The following is a 17,978-nucleotide window of genomic DNA, read 5'->3' on the forward strand; positions in this document are numbered from 1 at the left end:
TCTTAGACCTTGTTCTGGTAGACGTAAGCTTGTTGCTTGACGGCCGAGGCCAGCTGACGCTCTTGCTCATCCAGCGAGACCGGAGGACGATCCCACAGCAGCGCACGGCCTTGTTGTTGGCCAGCTTCAATGCCAGGATTCTTTTCCTTCAACGCCTTGATGAACAGGGTGTGCTCGGATTCGTACATCGAATGTTGTTTAGAAAGTTTCATATTATCTAAGTGGGTGGATCAGCAACGGCTATTTTACCGCGCCCCGGCGTTCCCGCGCTATTTCTATCGCTCGCCAGGCACTGGTATCAGGTATGCTTTAGCCGATAATGTTGCAGCTTTTATAAAAAATGACTTCACGCCTCACGCCCAAAACCGTTTTCCTGCTCACTTTGCCGCCCTTGCTGTGGGCCGGCAACGCCATCGTTGGCCGCCTGCTGCACGACATGCTGCCGCCGGTGTTGCTGAATTTCCTGCGCTGGGCGATTGCCTTTTTCCTGCTGCTGCCGCTGGCTGGACCGGTGTTCCGCCGCGACGCCGGACTGTGGCAACACTGGCGCCGCTACGCTGTACTGGGCCTGCTCGGCATCGGCATGTACAACGCGCTGCAATACATGGCGCTGCAAAGCTCGACGCCGATCAACGTCACGCTCGTAGCGTCCGGCATGCCGGTGTGGATGATGCTGACCGGTTGGCTGTTCTTTGGCGTGCCGGTCAACCGCAAACAGGTGGCTGGCGCGGTGCTGTCGATTGCTGGCGTGTTGCTGGTACTGGCGCGCGGCGAATGGCGGCACGTGCTGGAGTTGCGGCTGGTGGCGGGCGACTTGTTCATGATCCTGGCGACCATCGCGTGGTCGCTGTACAGCTGGCTGCTGTTGCGGACCAGGGAGCCGGCCGCCATCCGTGCTGACTGGGCCAGCTTCCTGTTGGCGCAGGTGGCGTTTGGCGCCGTCTGGTCGGGTGGCTTCGCACTGGGCGAGCAGGCGCTGGGGGCGATTCCGGTGCAGTGGAGCTGGACGCTGGCGGCAGCGTTGCTGTACGTGGCCACGTGCCCGGCCATCATCGCCTTCGGCTGTTGGGGCGCGGGCGTGCGCGAGGCCGGGCCGTCGGTAGGTGCATTCTTTGTGAATCTGACGCCGCTGTTCACTGCCGTGCTGTCGTCAGCCTTCCTCGGCGAAACACCGCATGGCTATCACGCCGCCGCGTTTGTGCTGATTGTCGGCGGCATCGTGGTGTCCGCACGCCGAAGCTAATCGCCGGTCGCGGCCTTGAGCGCGTCGATGAAGACGCGGACTTTTTGCGGCAGGTGCGAGGTGGCAGGGTAGAGCGCGTGGATATCGCTCTCGGATAGCGACCACTCGGGCAGCAGGCGCACCAGACGGCCAGCCGCCACGTCGTCCTGCACCGAGAACGTGGTGGCGCGCAGCAGGCCATCGCCGGCCAGTGCGGCGGCGCGGCTGGCGTAGGCCGTGTTGGTTGAAAACACGATGTTCTGCAAGCGCACTTCGTGCGTCGCACCCGCAGCGTTTTCCAATGTGAAGAAATTCGACTGCGCCACCACCGTCAGCGCAATCGCCGGCAACTGTGCCAGCTCCTGCGGCGTTGCTGGCGTGCCGTGCTGCGCGATAAACGCCGGGCTGGCCACCAGCCAGCGCCGCAAAGTACCTACCCGGTTGGCCTGGTGACCCGAGTCGCCCAGCTTGCCGAGACGGACCGCCACATCAATGCCCTCCGCGATCAGGTCGATGCGATGGTCGGCACACACCAGATCCACTTTCAACGCCGGATGTTGCGCCCGTAGCGCCGACAGCAGCGGCGCCACCACCAGCACGCCATAGTCGATGGGCGAGGCTACGCGCAGTGTGCCTTGCGGGCTGTGGCGGCCGGTGCGCGCCTGCTCGATCGCTTGCGTGGCCGATTGCAGCAACTGGCGGGACGCCTCGTAAAAATCACGCCCGGCCTCGGTCAGGCTCAGCTTGCGGGTCGAGCGCAGCAGCAAGCCGACGCCGATTTCCTGCTCCAGCAACTGCATATGCTTGCTGACCATCGACTTGGCCAGCCCCAGCCGCTCGGCGGCAGCCGTCAGCGAGCCGGCCTCGACGACGGCGACGAAGGTGGTCAGGCGGTTGAGGTTGATGGCGCTGAGATCGATCATGTGCTGATTGTACACTTTAAGTGGACTCTGATTCCGGTTTTGTCCGGCTTATCAGCACGATGATAGCTCCCTATACTGGCTTCATTATCCAATTACCCACCAAGGAGTCATCATGAAACTGTACGGCATCCCGCTTTCTGGCCACACCCACCGCGCGCACCTGTTCCTGAGCCTGCTGAACCTGCCGCATGAGGTGATTGCTGTCGACCTGAAAAACGGCGAGCACAAAAAAGAGCCGTTCCTGGGCATGAATGCCTTCGGTGAAATCCCGGTGCTGCAAGACGGCGACGTCACGCTGGCCGACTCGAACGCCATCCTGGTCTATCTCGCTTCCAAGTACGACGATAGTGGCCGCTGGCTGCCGCGTGACCCGGTCGCTGCCGCCAACGTGCAGCGCTGGTTGTCGGTCGCTGCTGGCAAGGTCGCCTTCGGTCCGGCCGCTGCGCGCTTGGTCACCGTGTTCGGCGTCCCGCTCGATCATGCGCGCGCACAAGAGCTGGCCGTGCGCCTGTTCGACGTGATGGAGCGCGAACTGCAAAGCCGCCGCTGGCTGGTCGGCGATCACGCCACCATTGCCGACGTCGCCGCTTACAGCTACGTCGCCCACGCACCGGAGGGCGGCGTGTCGCTGAAACCCTATCCAAACATCCGCGCCTGGCTGGACAATGTCCGCGCGCTGCCGGGCTTCGTGGCGATGCCCGCCACCAAAGCAGGTCTTGCACCCGAGGAGAACTAAATCATGACCCCCTTCCACGCTGGCGAATTGGCGATCCAGGAGCGCGTAGGCGTGCGCGATCACATGGCTGGCGCGGCTGCATTCATCCGCGACTACTTGCCGGAGCAGCATCGGCAGTTCTATGGCCAGCTGCCGTTCTTCTTCCTCGGCGCGCTGGACGCGGCGGGGCAGCCGTGGGCAACCATGCTGGCGGCCGAGGCAGGCTTCGTCAGCTCGCCGGATGAACGCACGCTGCACATCAGCGGCGGCATGCTGGCGGGTGATCCGCTGGAAGGGCAATTACACGCAGGTGATCACGTGGGCGGCCTCGGGCTGGAGCCGACCACGCGCCGCCGCAACCGCGTCAACGGCGAGATCGTCGCGGCGGACGAGGGCAGCCTGCGCATCGCCGTCACGCAAAGCTTTGGCAACTGCCCGCAGTACATCCAGCACCGCCAGCACAGCGCCGCGCCGGATGACGGCCACAAAGTGCAAGTACTGCGCGGCGTGGCGCTGACGGCTGCCGACCGAGAGTTGATCGCACGCGCCGATACCTTCTTCATCGCCACCGCCAACATGAATGAGGAAGCGGGCCGTGGTCGTGGCGTCGATGTGTCGCATCGCGGCGGCCGGCCAGGCTTCGTGCGCATCGACGATGAGCGCACGCTGACCTCACCCGAATTTGTCGGTAACTTCTTCTTCAACACGCTGGGCAATGTGAACGAGTATCCGCGCGCCGGCCTGCTGTTCATCGACTTCGAGCGCGGCGACATGTTGCACATCGCGGTCGACGCAGAGATCATCTGGGACGGGCCGCAACTGCAAGCCTTCGCCGGTGCCGAGCGCCTGCTGCGCTTCCACGTGCGCGAAGTAGTGCGCAACGTCGCCGCGCTGCCGTTCCGCTGGACCGACGCGAAGCCTGCCATGCAAGTGGCACGTACCGGCAGCTGGAGCGAAGCGGATAGCGCGCAGTCAGCCGCCATGCTGTCGCAAAGCTGGCGTGCGTTCAATGTGGTAAAAGTGGAGCAGGAAAGCGATGACGTGAGCTCGTTCTACTTTGAACCAGCTGACGGTCTGGGTGTGGCGGCGCACGAGCCGGGCCAATACATCTCGCTGCGCGTGCCGGAATGGGCAGAGGGCGGCGCGGCTTTGCAGGAACGCAGCTACACGATTTCCGATGCCGCCAATGGCCGCAGCTACCGCATCAGCGTCAAACGCGCCGGTGTGGTGTCGTCTTGGCTGCATGCGCATCTCGCGCCGGGCGGGCAGATTGAGTTGATGGGGCCAGCAGGGGACTTCACGTTTGAAGAAGGCACAGGGCGGCCGGTGGTAATGCTGTCGGCCGGCATCGGCATCACACCGATGATCGCCATGCTGAACAGCGTGTTGGTGAACGGCAGCCGCACGCGGCACCGGCATCCGATTTACTTCATCCACGGCGCACGGGAAGTTGCGCATCCGTTTGCCGTGCACTTGCAAACGCTGGCCGCAGGCCACAGCAATCTGGCAGTGCACATGCAGCGCAAGCGCATCGACATCAACCTCCTGCGCGAACTGCCGAAGGACGATTACGACTATTACCTGTGCGGCCCGGCCGGCTTCATGCAAGCTATGTACGCCGCCCTACGCGAGTTGCACGTGCCAGACCAGCGCATTCGCCTCGAATCGTTTGGGCCCTCCAGCCTGCTGCGCAGTACGTCGTCCCTTACGTCGGCGGCATAGGCGGCCGGCGAACCGGGTCCTTGATCTCCGGATGCGGCGTGGTAGGCGCGGCTTCCGGTGTGGCGGCTTTGCCATTGTGCTTGCCGCATTTGGCGCTATTGGCGGCAGTAGCTTGGCTGGCCTTGGCCTGCACTTCGACGCTCTCGCCGCCACTGGCATCAACGCCGCCTTGCATGCCGCTGCAATCCGACTTGCCTGGCTTATTGGCTTTGGCGGCCTTGGTTTTGACTGACGCATCGGGATTGGCCTGCTGAGCAACAGCCGTTGTACCAAGCGAGCCCGCCAGTAGCAATATCGCCCAAGTGTTCTTCATGATTACCTCCATAGGAAGCAGTCATTGTTTCATCGTGATGCGTGTGTCAGTGTAGGACGAACACTTGTGTGAATGTCAGTACCGCAGCAGGCGGCGCATGACGAGGGGGGCGGGTTCGAGCGGATTGGCGTGGGAGTATTCCAGCTCTTCGGCCAGCTCGAACTCGTAGGCGGTGTAGAAGTCGATGAGTTTGGGCTGGCCGGCGCGCACTGCCAGCCGCACTTCCTGCACGCCGGCGGCCAGGCTGTGGTGGATCACCGCTTCCAGCAGGTGCTGAGATAAATTGGTGCCGCGATACTCCGGCAGCACGCCCATGCGGCAGATTTCCCACACGTCCGGCTCCGCATCCAGCGGCAGCCAGCGCACCGAGCCGATCGCCTGATCGTCGACCATCAAAACAAAACCGCCGCCATCGCGCAGATGTTCTGCAACGATGACGGCGGTTTCGCGGTGGCCGCTGGAAGTAACGCTGACCTTGCCGGCCCACGCAGCACGCGTAAGACCGGCGATCAGTTTGGCATCGTCCTTCGTTGCCTCACGTACAACAATACGCACCACAACGTTCATGCCGGCAGTCCTTAGCTGATACGCATGCCTGGCTCAGCGCCTGGCCATGGATTCAGGATGTAGATCCCTGGCTTGGTTTTCTCATCCACTGCCGAAGCAGCCATAACCATGCCTTCCGATACGCCAAACTTCATCTTGCGTGGCGCCAGGTTGGCGACCAGCACGGTCAGCTTGCCAACCAGGTCTTCCGGCTGGTACATCGACTTGATGCCCGAGAAGACGTTGCGCAGGCGGCCTTCGCCAGCGTCCAGCGTCAGGCGCAGCAGCTTGTCCGAGCCTTCCACGTGTTCGCAGTTGACGATCTTGGCGATACGCAGGTCGACTTTGAAGAAGTCGTCCACCGAAATTTCCGGTGCAATGACTTCGATGCCGGTTTCGGTCACGGCGACAGCTGGCGCGGCCTTGGCTTTGGCTGGCTTCTCGGCTTTGACGACTGGTGCGGCGGCAGCGGCTGCACCAGCGGCAGGCGCGTCAAACAAGTCTTCAATCATCTTCGGATCAACGCGGGTCATCAGGTGCGAGTACGCGCCGATGGTGCGGCCCAGCAGGGCGCTCGATACCACGCCGTTGGCGACATTGGTTTGCGCCCAGTCGAACTGCTCGTCGTTGAGGAACTTGGCCACGTTGGCAGCAACGCCCGGCAGTACTGGCGACAACAGGATGGACAGCTGGCGGAACAGGATCAGCGCGGTGGTGCAGACGTCGTGCAGTTCAGCGACTTTCGATTCATCCTTGGCCAGTATCCACGGCTTGTTCTCATCCACGTACTGGTTGGCGAAGTCGGCGATCTCCATGATCTCGCGCAGCGCTTTGCCGAATTCACGCGACTCGAAGTTGGCGGCGATGTTGGCCTGGCGTTCCACGCCGTCCGCCGTCACCAGCGCGCGCTTGATCCACGACTGCGCGTTCTCAGACAGGCTGGTCGCCAGCTTGCCGTCGAATTTCTTGGCGATGAAACCGGCGCAGCGCGAAGCGATGTTCACGTATTTGCCGATCAGGTCCGAGTTCACACGCGCCACGAAGTCTTCGCCGGTGAAGTCCAGATCTTCCACCTTGGAGTTCAGCTTGAAGGCGATGTAGTAGCGCAGCCATTCCGGATTCATGCCCAGGTTCAGGTAGCGCAGCGGCGAGATGCCGGTGCCGCGCGACTTGGACATTTTCTCGTTGTTGACGGTCAGGTGGCCGTGCACCGCCACGCGCATGCGCTCGATGGTCGGGTGATCGGCAAACTTCAGCATCGCTGGCCAGAACAGCAGGTGGAACGAGACGATGTCCTTGCCGATGAAGTGAATTTGCTCGGCTTCAGGATCTTTCAGGAAGGCGTCGTAGTCCAGACCTTTCTTGCCGAAGTAGTTTTTCAGCGAGGCCAGGTAGCCAACCGGCGCATCCAGCCAGACGTAGAAGTACTTGCCCGGTGCGTCAGGAATCGGGATGCCGAAGTACGGCGCATCGCGCGAGATATCCCAGTCGGCCAGCTTTTCGCCGGCTTCGCCCAGCCATTCGGAGACTTTGTTGACCATCTCAGGCTGCAAGCGGCCTGGGGTGTTCAGCCAGTCGCGCAGGAATTCGTAGCAGCGCTTGTCCGACAGCTTGAAGAAGTACTGTTCCGACGGTTTCAGCACCGGCGTCGCGTTGGTGAACACCGAGAATGGATTCACCAAGTCGGTTGGCTGGTAAGCTGCGCCGCACACTTCGCAGTTGTCGCCGTACTGGTCTTTGGCGCCGCATTTCGGGCATTCGCCCTTGATGTTGCGGTCGGCCAGGAACATGCCTTTGACCGGATCGAAGAAACGGTCCACGGTCTTGGTCTGGATCAGGCCAGCGTCGCGCAGCTTGCGATAGATGCCCTGCGACAGTTCGACGTTTTCCGGCGAATCGGTCGAGTACCAGTTATCGAAGGCGATGTGGAAGCCATCCAGATACTGGGCGCGGCCGGCAGCGATCTTGGCCACGAACTCCTGTGGCGTGATGCCTTCCTTCTCGGCGGCGATCATGATCGGGGTGCCGTGGGTGTCATCGGCGCCCACAAAGTGGACTTCGCGCGCAGCACCGCCGTCGCGCTGCATTCGCTGGAACCGGACCCAGATGTCAGCCTGGATGTACTCCATCATGTGGCCAATATGGAAAGCGGCGTTTGCGTAGGGCAGGGCAGTGGTGACGAACAGCTTGCGAGTCATGGTTGTTGCACTTTGTGGGTGGAAAAGGAGCATTTTAACAGCGGATGCTGCGATTGCGCAGGTTGCGCTAGAATGAGCACCTAATTAACGGAGAGTTACATGAGCATCGCAGTAGAAGACGTCAAGGCCGCCCTGTCGAAAATCGTTGATCCAAATACAACGAAAGACTACGTGAGCGGTAAGTCCGTGAAGAATTTGAAGGTCGATGGCAGCGCAGGCAACGATATTTCGCTGGACATCGAACTGGGCTACCCTGCCAACAGCCAGATCGATAGCATCCGCAGCAGCGTGATCGCCGGCCTGAAGACCTTGCCTGGCGTGGGCAATATCAGCGTCAGCGTCTACAGCAAGATTCTTGCGCACACCGTGCAGCGTGGCCTGAAGCCGATGGTGAATGTGAAGAACATCATCGCGGTGGCCTCGGGCAAGGGCGGTGTGGGCAAGTCGACCACCGCCGCCAACCTGGCGCTGGCGCTGGCTTCCGAAGGCGCTTCGGTGGGCCTGCTGGATGCCGACATCTACGGCCCATCGCAGCCGATGATGCTAGGCGTGTCCGGCCGTCCTGAAACCAAGGATGGCAAATCGATGGAGCCGCTGGAGAACTACGGCGTGCAGGTTTCCTCGATCGGCTTCCTGATCGATCCGGACGAGCCGATGGTGTGGCGTGGCCCGATGGTCACGCAAGCGCTGCAACAGCTGCTGGAGCAAACCAACTGGCGCGACCTGGACTACCTGATCGTCGACATGCCGCCGGGCACCGGCGACATCCAGCTGACGCTGTCGCAAAAAGTACCGGTCACCGGCGCTGTGATCGTGACCACGCCGCAGGATATCGCGCTGCTGGACGCGCGCAAGGGCCTGAAGATGTTCGAGAAAGTCGGCATCCCTATCCTCGGCGTGGTGGAAAACATGAGCGTGCACATCTGCACCAACTGTGGCCACGCGGAAGAAATCTTCGGCCACGGCGGTGGTGAAAAAATGTGCAAGGACTTCGGCGTGGACTTCCTCGGCGCGTTGCCGCTGACGATGGCCATCCGCCAGCAAGCCGATTCCGGCAAGCCAACCGTGGTCGCTGACCCGGACGGCAAAGAAGCGGCGATCTACAAGCAAATCGCCCGCAAAGTGGCAGTACAAGTGGCTGAAAAAGCCAAGGATATGACCAGCAAGTTCCCTACCATCGTCGTCAAAAACGACTAAACAGGAGAAACACCATGATGAAATCGGTATTGGCTGCAGCATTGATGACCCTGAGCGCTGCGGCGTTCGCCCAGCAATCGGTGTCTTTCGTCGAGCCTGCAAATGGCGCGACCGTAAGCAGCCCTTTCAAGGTCAAGTTTGCAGTGTCGGGCATGGACGTCAAGCCGGCCGGCGACATGACGGCCAATACCGGTCACCATCATTTGCTGGTCAACGCCACGCCGATTAAGGCAGGCGAAGTGATCCCGGCCGACGAAAAGCACATCCACTTCGGCAAAGGCCAGACCGAGACCGAGCTGACTCTGCCGCCGGGTAACTACACCTTGACCATGCAATTTGCCAACGGCCTGCACCAGGCTTACGGCCCGGGCATGAACAAGGAAATAAAGATCACCGTCAAGTAATGCCTGCACGGCCGGCCGTTCTCAGCATCCGCAAAGCCCCGCGCCAGCGCCGCGCCGCGCATACGGTGGACGCGATCCTGGAAGCGGCTGCGCTGGTGCTGGAGTCGGATGGGCTGGAAGGCTTCAACACCAATGCTGTCGCCCGCCGTGCCGGCGCCAGCATCGGCACGCTGTACCAATACTTTCCCAGCAAAGATGCCTTGACGCTCGCGCTGCTTCAACGCGAAGAAGGCACGTACCGCGAAGCGGCCGCCGCTGCCGCCGCGCTGCCGGACTGGCGCGTAGCGCTGACCACCTTCATCCAGGTCTCCGCTCGCCAGCAGCTTGCACGACCCAACCTGGCACGCCTGCTGGATCAGGAAGAAGGCCGCCCCGACATCCGCGCCGCGCTGGACAAAGGCCACAGCTTCATCATTCTGATGGCCGCGATTTTAGAAAAGGCCGCCGCCCACGGCGACACCATGCGCGCCGCCGCCGACCTGCTAGCCATTATCCGCGGCATGACCGACGCCGCCGGCGAACGCGGCGAACGCGACCCCGCCGATCTGGCCCGCCGTATCAGCGCCGCCGTCTTTGGCTATTTGAGTCTCTATATATGAACACTACTTTGGAAACGCCGGCGCTGTTGCTGGATGAGGCGCGCATGATGCGCAATGTGGCGCGCATGCAGTCGCGCATGGATCAGTTGGGCGTGGCGTTTCGGCCGCATGTGAAGACCAGCAAGTGTGTCGAGGTGGTCAAGCGGCAGATGGCGGCTGGGTCGCGTGGCATCACGGTGTCGACGCTGAAGGAGGCGGAGGAGTTTTTTTGCGCCGGCATCAACGATATTCTTTATGCAGTCGGCATTGTGCCGAACAAGTTGGATCATGCGCTCAAGCTGATCCGCGATGGTCTGCGCCTCACGCTGCTGCTGGAGTCGGTGGCGATGGCGGAGCAGGTAGCGCGGCATGGCGCCGAGCATGGCGTCTGCTACGACGTAATGATCGAGATCGACACCGACGGCCACCGCTCCGGCGTTAAGCCTGACGATCCGGTGCTGCTGCAAATCGCCGCTGCGCTGCAAGGCGGGGCACGCTTGAAGGGCGTGATGACGCATGCCGGCGCTTCGTATGACTGCAACACGCCGGAAGCACTGCAAGCGATGGCCGAGCAGGAGCGCTCGCGCTGCGTCGCCGCTGCCACGCTGCTGCGCAACGGCGGTCACACTTGCGAAGTGGTCAGCGTCGGCTCGACGCCGACTGCGCTGAGCGCTCAGCATCTGGACGGCGTGACCGAGGTGCGCGCTGGTGTCTATATCTTCTTCGATATGGTGATGGCCGATGTGGGCGTTTGCACCATCGATGAAATCGCGATTAGCGTGCTGTGCACGGTCATTGGCCATCAGCCCGATCAAGGCTGGGTCATTACCGATGGCGGCTGGATGGCGATGAGCCGCGATCTTGGACGCGACCATCACGGCTACGGCATGGTCTGCGACGGCGATGGGCAGCCTGTGCCGGAACTGGGCTTCGGCAAAGCCAACCAGGAACACGGCGTGCTGCAATGGCGCCGTGAGCCAGGCGTAGATATCACCCAGCGCTTCCCGGTCGGCAGCAGCCTGCGCATTCTACCTAACCACGCTTGCGCCACGGCCGCGCAGCACGGCAGCTACCACGTGATTCCGCAAAACGGCGGTGACTGGCCGGTCTGGCCGCGCTTTAACGGCTGGTAAAAGCGAGCAATAAGCTCAAGGTGGCCGTAAGTCCTTGAGCCGCAAGGCTTTTCGGCGGTGGGAAAGCGAGTTGAGGGCAGGGCGCCCGGAATCTATTCTGTTGACTTCACCAACAGGAGAAATACCGATGAAATTTAATCACCTCAGCTTCCCATCCAGCGACGTGCGAGCCACTGCCAACTTCTTCGTGCAGCACCTCGGCTGCTCACTGGAGTTCATCAGCCCGGCCGCAGCCATGCTCAAGCGCGCTGGTTTCGACATCGTCATCGAAGCCAAAGACCATACCGTGGTGTGGCCGCACAACTTCCATCTCGGCTTTGAGCTGTCCTCGGTTGACGAGCTCAGCGAGCTGTATCAGCACCTGCTGGCGCAAGGCGTGACCATGCAAACCGGCCTGTTCCAGCATGAGCGCGGTTCGCGCTTCTTTTGTGCTGCGCCGGGCGGCCTGTTGTTCGAAATGAACACCCGCGCCGATGCCCACGAGCGCTATCGCGCCAGCTTTGAGCGCCAAGCCCGTGCCGACGCGGTAAAATAGCTGCTTTTACATCTCAGCTTTTTACTTCGATGAACGCACCAGCCAAGCCTATCCGCACCCGTTTCGCTCCTAGCCCAACCGGTTACCTCCACCTCGGCGGCGCCCGCACGGCGCTGTACTCGTGGGCCTTCGCCCGTCACTTCGGCGGCACCTTCGTGTTGCGTATTGAAGATACCGACCTGGAGCGCTCCACCCCGGAAGCCGTGCAAGCGATTATCGAAGGCATGGAATGGCTGGGCCTGACCCACGACGAAGGTCCGTTCTACCAGATGAAGCGCATGGATCGCTACCGCGAAGTCGTCGGCCAGATGCTGGAAGCCGGCACCGCCTACCACTGCTACTCCTCGCAGGAAGAAGTGCAAGCCATGCGCGACAAGGCCACCGCCGCCGGTGAGAAGCCACGCTACGATGGCACCTGGCGTCCGGAAGAGGGCAAAGTACTGCCGGCGATTCCAGAAGGCCGTAAGCCAGTGGTTCGTTTCAAGAACCCGCTGGATGGCGAAGTGACCTGGAACGACTTCGTCAAAGGCACTATCACGATCGGTAATAAAGAGCTGGACGATCTGGTGATCGCTCGCCCGGACGGCACGCCTACTTATAACTTCTGCGTTGCCATCGACGACCTGGACATGGAAATCTCTCACGTCCTGCGCGGTGATGACCACGTCAACAACACGCCACGCCAGATCAACATCCTGCGCGCCATCGGTGCACAGTTGCCTGAGTACGGCCACCTGCCGATGATCCTGGGTTCGGACGGCGCCAAAATGTCCAAGCGCAAGGACGCAGTCAACGTCATGCAATACCCGGCCGAAGGCTATCTGCCGGAAGCCATCCTGAACTATCTGGCGCGCCTGGGCTGGAGCCACGGTGACGACGAAGTATTCTCGATGGAGCAGGTGTGCTCGTGGTTCGACGGCTCGCACCTGTCCAACTCGGCCGCACAGTTCAACATCGAAAAACTGAACTGGCTGAACAACCACTATATTAAGCAAGCCGACAACGAACGTCTGGCCAGCCTGGCTCAGCCACGCATGCAAGCCAACGGCGCCGTGTTTGAAGGCGCGCCGGCGCTGCCTGTTGTATTGGGCCTGCTGAAAGAGCGTACTAATACTGTCAATGAACTGGCCGATGCCGCCATGCTGTTCTACCGCGAGCCGCAGCCGGATGCAGCTCTGCTGACTCAGCACTTCACCGACGCTGTTAAACCAGCACTGGCTGATTTCGCCGAGCGTTGCAAAACCGTTGAGTGGAACAAGGCCGCGCTGGCCGCCATGATTAAAGAAGTGCTGGCTGCACACGGCCTGAAGATGCCGCAGATCGCCATGCCGCTGCGTCTCTTTATTACTGGCCAGCTGCAAACGCCAGCGATTGACGCCGTGCTGGAAATCTTCGGTCGCGACACCGTTGTGGCGCGCCTGGCAAAGTTCCTCTAAGTTTTTCATTGAAGCAGGGGCAAAGTTGCAAAAGGGTATTTGCATAATACGGAGCCTCTGCTATACTCTTGTCTCTCGCGCAAACGGGGGTATAGCTCAGCTGGGAGAGCGCTTGCATGGCATGCAAGAGGTCAGCGGTTCGATCCCGCTTACCTCCACCAGTTTGCAGAGAAATGTAGTACGGTAGTTCCAAGGTCCCCATCGTCTAGAGGCCTAGGACATCACCCTTTCACGGTGAGTACCGGGGTTCGAATCCCCGTGGGGACGCCAGCTTCGCCAAGGCTGGTTTGCAGTAAAGCTTCTGTGCCCTGAGGGGGTATAGCTCAGCTGGGAGAGCGCTTGCATGGCATGCAAGAGGTCAGCGGTTCGATCCCGCTTACCTCCACCAACATGCACAGGAGATTGTTGTAAAAGGTAGTTCCGAGGTCCCCATCGTCTAGAGGCCTAGGACATCACCCTTTCACGGTGAGTACCGGGGTTCGAATCCCCGTGGGGACGCCAGCTTCGCCAAAGCTGGTCGGTAGTAGTGGATGTGTTTTACGCCCGGGGGGTATAGCTCAGCTGGGAGAGCGCTTGCATGGCATGCAAGAGGTCAGCGGTTCGATCCCGCTTACCTCCACCATTAGCGTAGAATGCATATTGTATTGAGAAGTTCCTTGGTCCCCATCGTCTAGAGGCCTAGGACATCACCCTTTCACGGTGAGTACCGGGGTTCGAATCCCCGTGGGGACGCCAAAAAGCGTAAAGAAATGATCAAGCCGCCATGAAGCGGCTTTTTTTACGTCTATCGTTTTAAGCGCAGGCTTTGCCGTGATCGGCGCGGTTGCCTTTGGCCTTCGCTTCCGACTCGCTCATGTATTCACCGGCTTTGGTTTTGCCGTACCAGCGGCCACCTGGGCAGTGATACACCTTTGAATCTGTATTGACCCAGACTTTGCCATCACCACCGCTTGCGGCTGCCTTCGCGGGTTTTGCTGCGGGCGCAGGTGCGGCGGCAGGTGCGGGTGCTTCGGCAGGCGCTGCGCCAGCTTTTTTGTCGACGCCGCCGTGTCCGCGGCAAGCACCTTTCAATGTGGCGCCGGAGTAGGGCGTTCCATCTTTGCAGGTTGCGGTAACGGGTGTCTGAGCGTAGGCAGAGAAGTAGAAGGAGATAGCAAGTACGGCCGAAAACAGGATTTTTTTCATGACGAACTCCCAGCGAGCACGGAAATACGTGCGTGTCTTGATGGTATTGGAATTTTTCGATTCCCCCTTCCTTCTTGTTCAGCCCGGCGTCATACTTGTTGTTTTCCCATCGTCGCGCTTGCTATGAAACTCAGTCTAAAACTCCCCCTCGCTTTTATCGCTGTCCTGCTGGTCGCGCTAGTGGCTGGATTGGTGGGCATATACAGTCTTAATCACGTTGTAGTCGATTCCGGTAAGACGGTGCAGGACAATTTTGCACGCGAGCGTGCAGTCGGTTACATCGCTGTCGCTTACAAGGTGGAAGTCCTGCACTGGAAAAATGTGCTGCTGCGGGCGGCCGATGCGGCTTCCCAACAACAGGAGTGGAATGCTTATCTGGCAGCCGAGACGGAAGTCGATAGCAAGGCGCGAGCGGTGCTGGCGCAACTGGATGGCGATGCGCGCCGAACCATGACGCGCTTTGTCGAACTGCATGCGCAGCAGAAGGCGCGATACACTGCGGCGCGCGCCATGCTGGCCGATGGTGGCGCAGTGACTGCTGCGGATGCCAGCGTGCGCGGCATCGATGTCGAGCCGGCCAGCTTGCTGGCGGATAGCATCGGCCTGCTGACCAAGTCCAGCGCCGCGATTACCGAGGAGGCCGCCGCGAGCGGCTCGCGCACGGTCACCGTGACCACGGTGCTGATGCTGCTGGTGGCTGCGGTGGTGGTGGCGGCCAGCCTGGCGCTGAGCCGCACCATCGTTCGTCCGTTGCAGCATGCACTGTCAGTGGCGCAAGCGATTACGAAGGGCGACCTCAGTGGCCGCAAGCCGCCGCCGCGTCCTGATGAATTGGGCCAGATGCTGAGCGCGCTCGGCGAGATGACCGCCAGCCTGCACCGCATCGTGACGCAGGTGCGCGGCGGCACGGAGGCGATTGTGTCGGCGTCGGCGGAAATCGAGTCCGGCAGCGCCGACTTGTCCGCGCGCACCGAGCAGCAGGCTGGCGTGCTGGAAGAGACTGCTGCGTCGATCGAGCAGCTGACGGCCACCGTGCGCCAAAATGCCGACAACGCCGACCAGGCGCGCGAGCTGGCGGCCGGTGCGGCCGATGTGGCGCAGCGCGGCGGCGAGGCAGTGGCGCAGGTGGTGAAGACCATGGCTGGTATCCAGCGTGCAGGGCAGGAGATGGGGACGATCATTGCCACGATTGATGGCATCGCTTTCCAGACCAATATCCTGGCCCTGAATGCGGCGGTTGAAGCGGCGCGTGCCGGTGAGCAGGGGCGCGGCTTTGCTGTCGTGGCCAGCGAAGTGCGCACGCTGGCGCAGCGCAGTGCCGAGGCGGCGCGCCAGATCAAGCAACTGATCGAAGCGTCCAGCGAGCAGATCGAGCAGGGCGGTGTGCTGGTCGATCGCGCTGGTGCCACCATGACTGAACTGGTGGGCAGCGTCAGCCGTGTTAGTGACATCATTGCGGAGATCAGCCACGCCAGCCAGGACCAGCGTGCCGGTATCGAGCAGGTCAACCAAGCCATTGGTGACATGGACCAGGTGACGCAGCAGAATGCTGCATTGGTGGAGCAGTCTGCCGCAGCGGCGGGTGCGATGCGCGAGCAGGCGGTAGACTTGGCGAAGGTGGTCGACGTGTTCGAGCTGAAGCGCGCGCGTTACTGAGATTGCCGTGATTCCGTTGCAGGGCTGCCAATCTTGCTGTGATTTTTCAGCAAAACAACGGTTTGCTATTGCGTTCGGGGAACTACGCTGCCATAATACGCGCCTTGGAAATGTCCCCATCGTCTAGAGGCCTAGGACATCACCCTTTCACGGTGAGTACCGGGGTTCGAATCCCCGTGGGGACGCCAACAGATATTTCCAGGTTGAGTAGTAAAAGGCCAGTACGGACAGTTTCTGTCCCCATCGTCTAGAGGCCTAGGACATCACCCTTTCACGGTGAGTACCGGGGTTCGAATCCCCGTGGGGACGCCAAATCATGCAAAAAGCCGCCTAGTGCGGCTTTTTGCATTTCTCAGGTATCATCCAGCCTCGATTTTAGCTTGCTCACCATGACTCCATTCCGCCGCCTCGATCTGTTCTGCCGCGTTGTCGACAACTACGGCGATATCGGTATTTGCTGGCGTCTTGCCAAACAGCTGGTGCGCGAGCATGGTCTGGCGGTGACCTTGTTCGTGGATGATCTGGTGAGCTTCCGGCGCATCTGCCCGCAGGTTGATACGGCTGCCGAACGCCAGCAAGTAGACGGTATCACCGTGCGCCACTGGCGTGGCCAGGACGGCGTCTACAGCAAGGACGAAGTGGCCGACATCGTGATCGAGTTCTTTGCGGTCGATCTCCCGCCCGGCTACATCGATGCGATGGCGCAGTGCCAGCCGCGCCCAGTGTGGTTCAACCTCGAGGGTCTGACAGCGGAGGAGTGGGTGGAAGGTTGCCATCGCCTGCCGTCGCTGCAGCCGCGCTCGATGATGAAGCACTTTTTCTTCCCCGGCTTCACCGATAAAACCGGCGGCCTGCTGCGCGAGGCGGGACTGGAACAGGAGCGCCTGCAATTTGACACGCCGGCCTTTTTGCGGACGCTGGGCCTGACGGACGCTGAAATCGCATCGACCAAAATTTCGCTGTTCTGCTATCCGCACGCGCCGGTGTCGGCCTTGTTCGAGGTGTGGCAAAACAGCGCCCAGCCGATCACCTGTCTGGTGCCGGAAGGTGTGGCGGCCGATGCGGTACGGGCCTTCCTAGGCGATGCAGGCCGTGTTGCCACCCAAGGCGCGCTGACGGTGCGCGTGCTGCCGTTCGTGCCGCAGCCGGACTACGACAAACTATTGTGGGCCTGCGACCTGAATTTCGTGCGTGGCGAGGATTCCTTCGTGCGCGCACAATGGGCTGGCAAGCCCTTCATCTGGCACATCTACCCGCAAGACGAGAATCTGCATCACAAAAAACTACGCGCCTTCCTGCAGCGCTATGCCGGCGAATTGCCGGGCCTGGCTGAATTCGCCCTGCGCTGGAATGGCGCGCCGGTACGTGGCGAGGCTGATAACTGGGCCGCCTACTGGACTGCACTGGCAGCCGAAACCGGCGCCGCCACGGCCCGCGCCGCCGCATGGCAGCAGCAGATGCTGTCACACGGCGACCTGGCCTCCAATTTGCTGGCGTTTGCCGCCACGCTGAGATAGGCGCTTAGCCAAAAAACAGGTACAATGCCGGGTTGAACTCTGTACCGCTTTTTTCGATCAAACGTCAGACGACGATGATCTTTACGCAACCACCTTATTACATAAATTCGCTATGAAACCAGCAAAAGAAATTCGCGTCGGCAACATTATCATGGTTGACGCTAAGCCATTCATCGTACTGCGTTCGGACGTCAACGGTTCGAGCCGCACTGGCTTCACCTACAAATGGAAAATGAAGAATCTGCTGACCGGCGCTCCATTCGAAAGCGTGTTCCGCGGCGACGACAAATTTGACGTAGTGGTTCTGGACAAGAAGCCAGTAACCTACTCGTACTTCGCAGATCCATTGTTCGTGTTCATGGATGCTGACTACGAACAGTACGAAATCGAAGAAGAAAACCTGGGCGACGCCCTGAACTACCTGAAAGACGGCATGGAATGCGAAGCCGTGTTCTACGACGGTAAAGCCATCTCGGTTGAACTGCCAACCACCATCCAGCGTCAGATCATCTACTCGGAGCCAGCAGTTAAGGGCAACACCTCGGGTAACGTGACCAAAGAAGCCAAGCTGGAAAACGCTATCGAATCGAAGCAGTTCTCGATCCAGGTGCCACTGTTCGTGTCGCAAGACGACGTCATCGAAATCGACAGCCGTACCAACGAATTCAAGAAAGTTGTTCGCGGCTAAGCGATAACTT

The 17,978-nt window shown here is 60.8% G+C and carries 18 protein-coding genes and 8 tRNA genes; 20 read left to right on the forward strand and 6 right to left on the reverse strand.

Features of this window, described 5'->3' with window-relative positions:
- Window positions 1-2: 2 nt before the first annotated feature.
- A complete protein-coding gene (locus tag GTP46_RS18205; protein ID WP_161008046.1) occupies window positions 3-212 on the reverse strand; it encodes a DUF3460 family protein in 210 nt (69 codons plus the stop codon).
- A gap of 128 nt (window positions 213-340) precedes the next feature.
- Here GTP46_RS18205 and GTP46_RS18210 point away from each other — a divergent pair, with 128 nt between their 5' ends.
- Window positions 341-1,243: a DMT family transporter gene (locus tag GTP46_RS18210; RefSeq protein ID WP_161008047.1), complete on the forward strand. Its 903-nt coding sequence runs from the start codon at window positions 341-343 to the stop codon at window positions 1,241-1,243.
- Here GTP46_RS18210 and GTP46_RS18215 read toward each other — a convergent pair.
- Window positions 1,240-2,145 (reverse strand): LysR family transcriptional regulator, encoded by a 906-nt coding sequence (locus GTP46_RS18215; RefSeq protein ID WP_161008048.1) that lies wholly within the window; start codon window positions 2,143-2,145, stop codon window positions 1,240-1,242. The two genes, GTP46_RS18210 and GTP46_RS18215, sit on opposite strands and share 4 nt — an antisense overlap.
- 112 nt (window positions 2,146-2,257) lie before the next feature.
- Here GTP46_RS18215 and GTP46_RS18220 point away from each other — a divergent pair, with 112 nt between their 5' ends.
- Window positions 2,258-2,881: a glutathione S-transferase family protein gene (locus GTP46_RS18220; RefSeq protein ID WP_161008049.1), complete on the forward strand. Its 624-nt coding sequence runs from the start codon at window positions 2,258-2,260 to the stop codon at window positions 2,879-2,881.
- Window positions 2,882-2,884: 3 nt separating this feature from the next.
- Window positions 2,885-4,582, forward strand: coding sequence for an FAD-binding oxidoreductase (locus GTP46_RS18225; RefSeq protein WP_161008050.1), 1,698 nt, complete (start codon window positions 2,885-2,887; stop codon window positions 4,580-4,582).
- On the opposite strand, the gene GTP46_RS18230 is transcribed toward GTP46_RS18225, so the two are convergent.
- The 3 genes from GTP46_RS18230 to metG form a co-directional block, all read right to left on the reverse strand.
- Window positions 4,566-4,895, reverse strand: a complete 330-nt coding sequence (locus GTP46_RS18230; protein WP_161008051.1) for a hypothetical protein — start codon at window positions 4,893-4,895, stop codon at window positions 4,566-4,568. The two genes, GTP46_RS18225 and GTP46_RS18230, sit on opposite strands and share 17 nt — an antisense overlap.
- Window positions 4,896-4,970: 75 nt before the next feature.
- Complete coding sequence (locus GTP46_RS18235; protein ID WP_161008098.1) at window positions 4,971-5,450, reverse strand: GNAT family N-acetyltransferase; 480 nt, start codon at window positions 5,448-5,450, stop codon at window positions 4,971-4,973.
- A 23-nt stretch (window positions 5,451-5,473) separates the two neighbouring features.
- Window positions 5,474-7,639, reverse strand: a complete 2,166-nt coding sequence (gene metG, locus GTP46_RS18240) for a methionine--tRNA ligase (protein ID WP_229259009.1) — start codon at window positions 7,637-7,639, stop codon at window positions 5,474-5,476.
- A 99-nt stretch (window positions 7,640-7,738) separates the two neighbouring features.
- Between metG and apbC the strand changes: the two genes are divergently transcribed.
- The 12 genes from apbC (at window position 7,739) to GTP46_RS18300 (ending at window position 13,657) form a co-directional block, all read left to right on the forward strand.
- On the forward strand, window positions 7,739-8,836 hold the full coding sequence (gene apbC, locus GTP46_RS18245) for an iron-sulfur cluster carrier protein ApbC (RefSeq protein ID WP_161008053.1): 1,098 nt from the start codon (window positions 7,739-7,741) through the stop codon (window positions 8,834-8,836).
- 14 nt (window positions 8,837-8,850) lie between these two features.
- Entirely contained in the window at window positions 8,851-9,240 is a 390-nt protein-coding gene (locus tag GTP46_RS18250; RefSeq protein WP_161008054.1) for a DUF4399 domain-containing protein, read from the forward strand.
- On the forward strand, window positions 9,240-9,839 hold the full coding sequence (locus tag GTP46_RS18255) for a TetR/AcrR family transcriptional regulator (RefSeq protein WP_161008055.1): 600 nt from the start codon (window positions 9,240-9,242) through the stop codon (window positions 9,837-9,839). The genes GTP46_RS18250 and GTP46_RS18255 overlap by 1 nt, the downstream gene beginning before the upstream one ends.
- Window positions 9,836-10,951 (forward strand): alanine racemase, encoded by a 1,116-nt coding sequence (locus GTP46_RS18260; protein ID WP_161008056.1) that lies wholly within the window; start codon window positions 9,836-9,838, stop codon window positions 10,949-10,951. Before GTP46_RS18255 ends, GTP46_RS18260 begins: the two co-directional genes overlap by 4 nt.
- A gap of 127 nt (window positions 10,952-11,078) precedes the next feature.
- Window positions 11,079-11,486: a VOC family protein gene (locus GTP46_RS18265; protein WP_161008057.1), complete on the forward strand. Its 408-nt coding sequence runs from the start codon at window positions 11,079-11,081 to the stop codon at window positions 11,484-11,486.
- Between the two features lie 29 nt (window positions 11,487-11,515).
- Window positions 11,516-12,922: a glutamate--tRNA ligase gene (gene gltX / locus GTP46_RS18270; protein WP_161008058.1), complete on the forward strand. Its 1,407-nt coding sequence runs from the start codon at window positions 11,516-11,518 to the stop codon at window positions 12,920-12,922.
- Window positions 12,923-13,007: 85 nt separating this feature from the next.
- Window positions 13,008-13,083 (forward strand) — tRNA-Ala (locus tag GTP46_RS18275).
- A 33-nt stretch (window positions 13,084-13,116) separates the two neighbouring features.
- A tRNA-Glu gene (locus tag GTP46_RS18280) sits at window positions 13,117-13,192 on the forward strand.
- Between the two features lie 42 nt (window positions 13,193-13,234).
- A tRNA-Ala gene (locus tag GTP46_RS18285) sits at window positions 13,235-13,310 on the forward strand.
- Between the two features lie 37 nt (window positions 13,311-13,347).
- Window positions 13,348-13,423: transfer RNA gene (locus tag GTP46_RS18290), tRNA-Glu, on the forward strand.
- Window positions 13,424-13,468: 45 nt separating this feature from the next.
- Window positions 13,469-13,544, forward strand: a tRNA-Ala gene (locus GTP46_RS18295).
- Between the two features lie 37 nt (window positions 13,545-13,581).
- Window positions 13,582-13,657: transfer RNA gene (locus GTP46_RS18300), tRNA-Glu, on the forward strand.
- Between the two features lie 57 nt (window positions 13,658-13,714).
- Here the strand turns inward: GTP46_RS18300 and GTP46_RS18305 are convergent.
- Window positions 13,715-14,107: a DUF3761 domain-containing protein gene (locus GTP46_RS18305; RefSeq protein ID WP_161008059.1), complete on the reverse strand. Its 393-nt coding sequence runs from the start codon at window positions 14,105-14,107 to the stop codon at window positions 13,715-13,717.
- A gap of 123 nt (window positions 14,108-14,230) precedes the next feature.
- On the opposite strand from GTP46_RS18305, the gene GTP46_RS18310 reads away from it, so the two are divergent.
- From GTP46_RS18310 to GTP46_RS18330, 5 genes are all read left to right on the forward strand, one after another.
- On the forward strand, window positions 14,231-15,763 hold the full coding sequence (locus GTP46_RS18310; protein ID WP_161008060.1) for a methyl-accepting chemotaxis protein: 1,533 nt from the start codon (window positions 14,231-14,233) through the stop codon (window positions 15,761-15,763).
- A gap of 112 nt (window positions 15,764-15,875) precedes the next feature.
- Window positions 15,876-15,951 (forward strand) — tRNA-Glu (locus GTP46_RS18315).
- A 48-nt stretch (window positions 15,952-15,999) separates the two neighbouring features.
- Window positions 16,000-16,075: transfer RNA gene (locus GTP46_RS18320), tRNA-Glu, on the forward strand.
- A gap of 77 nt (window positions 16,076-16,152) precedes the next feature.
- Window positions 16,153-17,280, forward strand: a complete 1,128-nt coding sequence (gene earP, locus GTP46_RS18325; RefSeq protein WP_161008099.1) for an elongation factor P maturation arginine rhamnosyltransferase EarP — start codon at window positions 16,153-16,155, stop codon at window positions 17,278-17,280.
- A 112-nt stretch (window positions 17,281-17,392) separates the two neighbouring features.
- Window positions 17,393-17,968, forward strand: a complete 576-nt coding sequence (locus GTP46_RS18330) for an elongation factor P (protein WP_161008061.1) — start codon at window positions 17,393-17,395, stop codon at window positions 17,966-17,968.
- The last annotated feature ends 10 nt before the right edge of the window (window positions 17,969-17,978 follow it).

The sequence above is a fragment of the Duganella flavida genome, assembly GCF_009857445.1.
Classification (GTDB): Bacteria; Pseudomonadota; Gammaproteobacteria; order Burkholderiales; family Burkholderiaceae_D; genus Rugamonas; species Rugamonas flavida.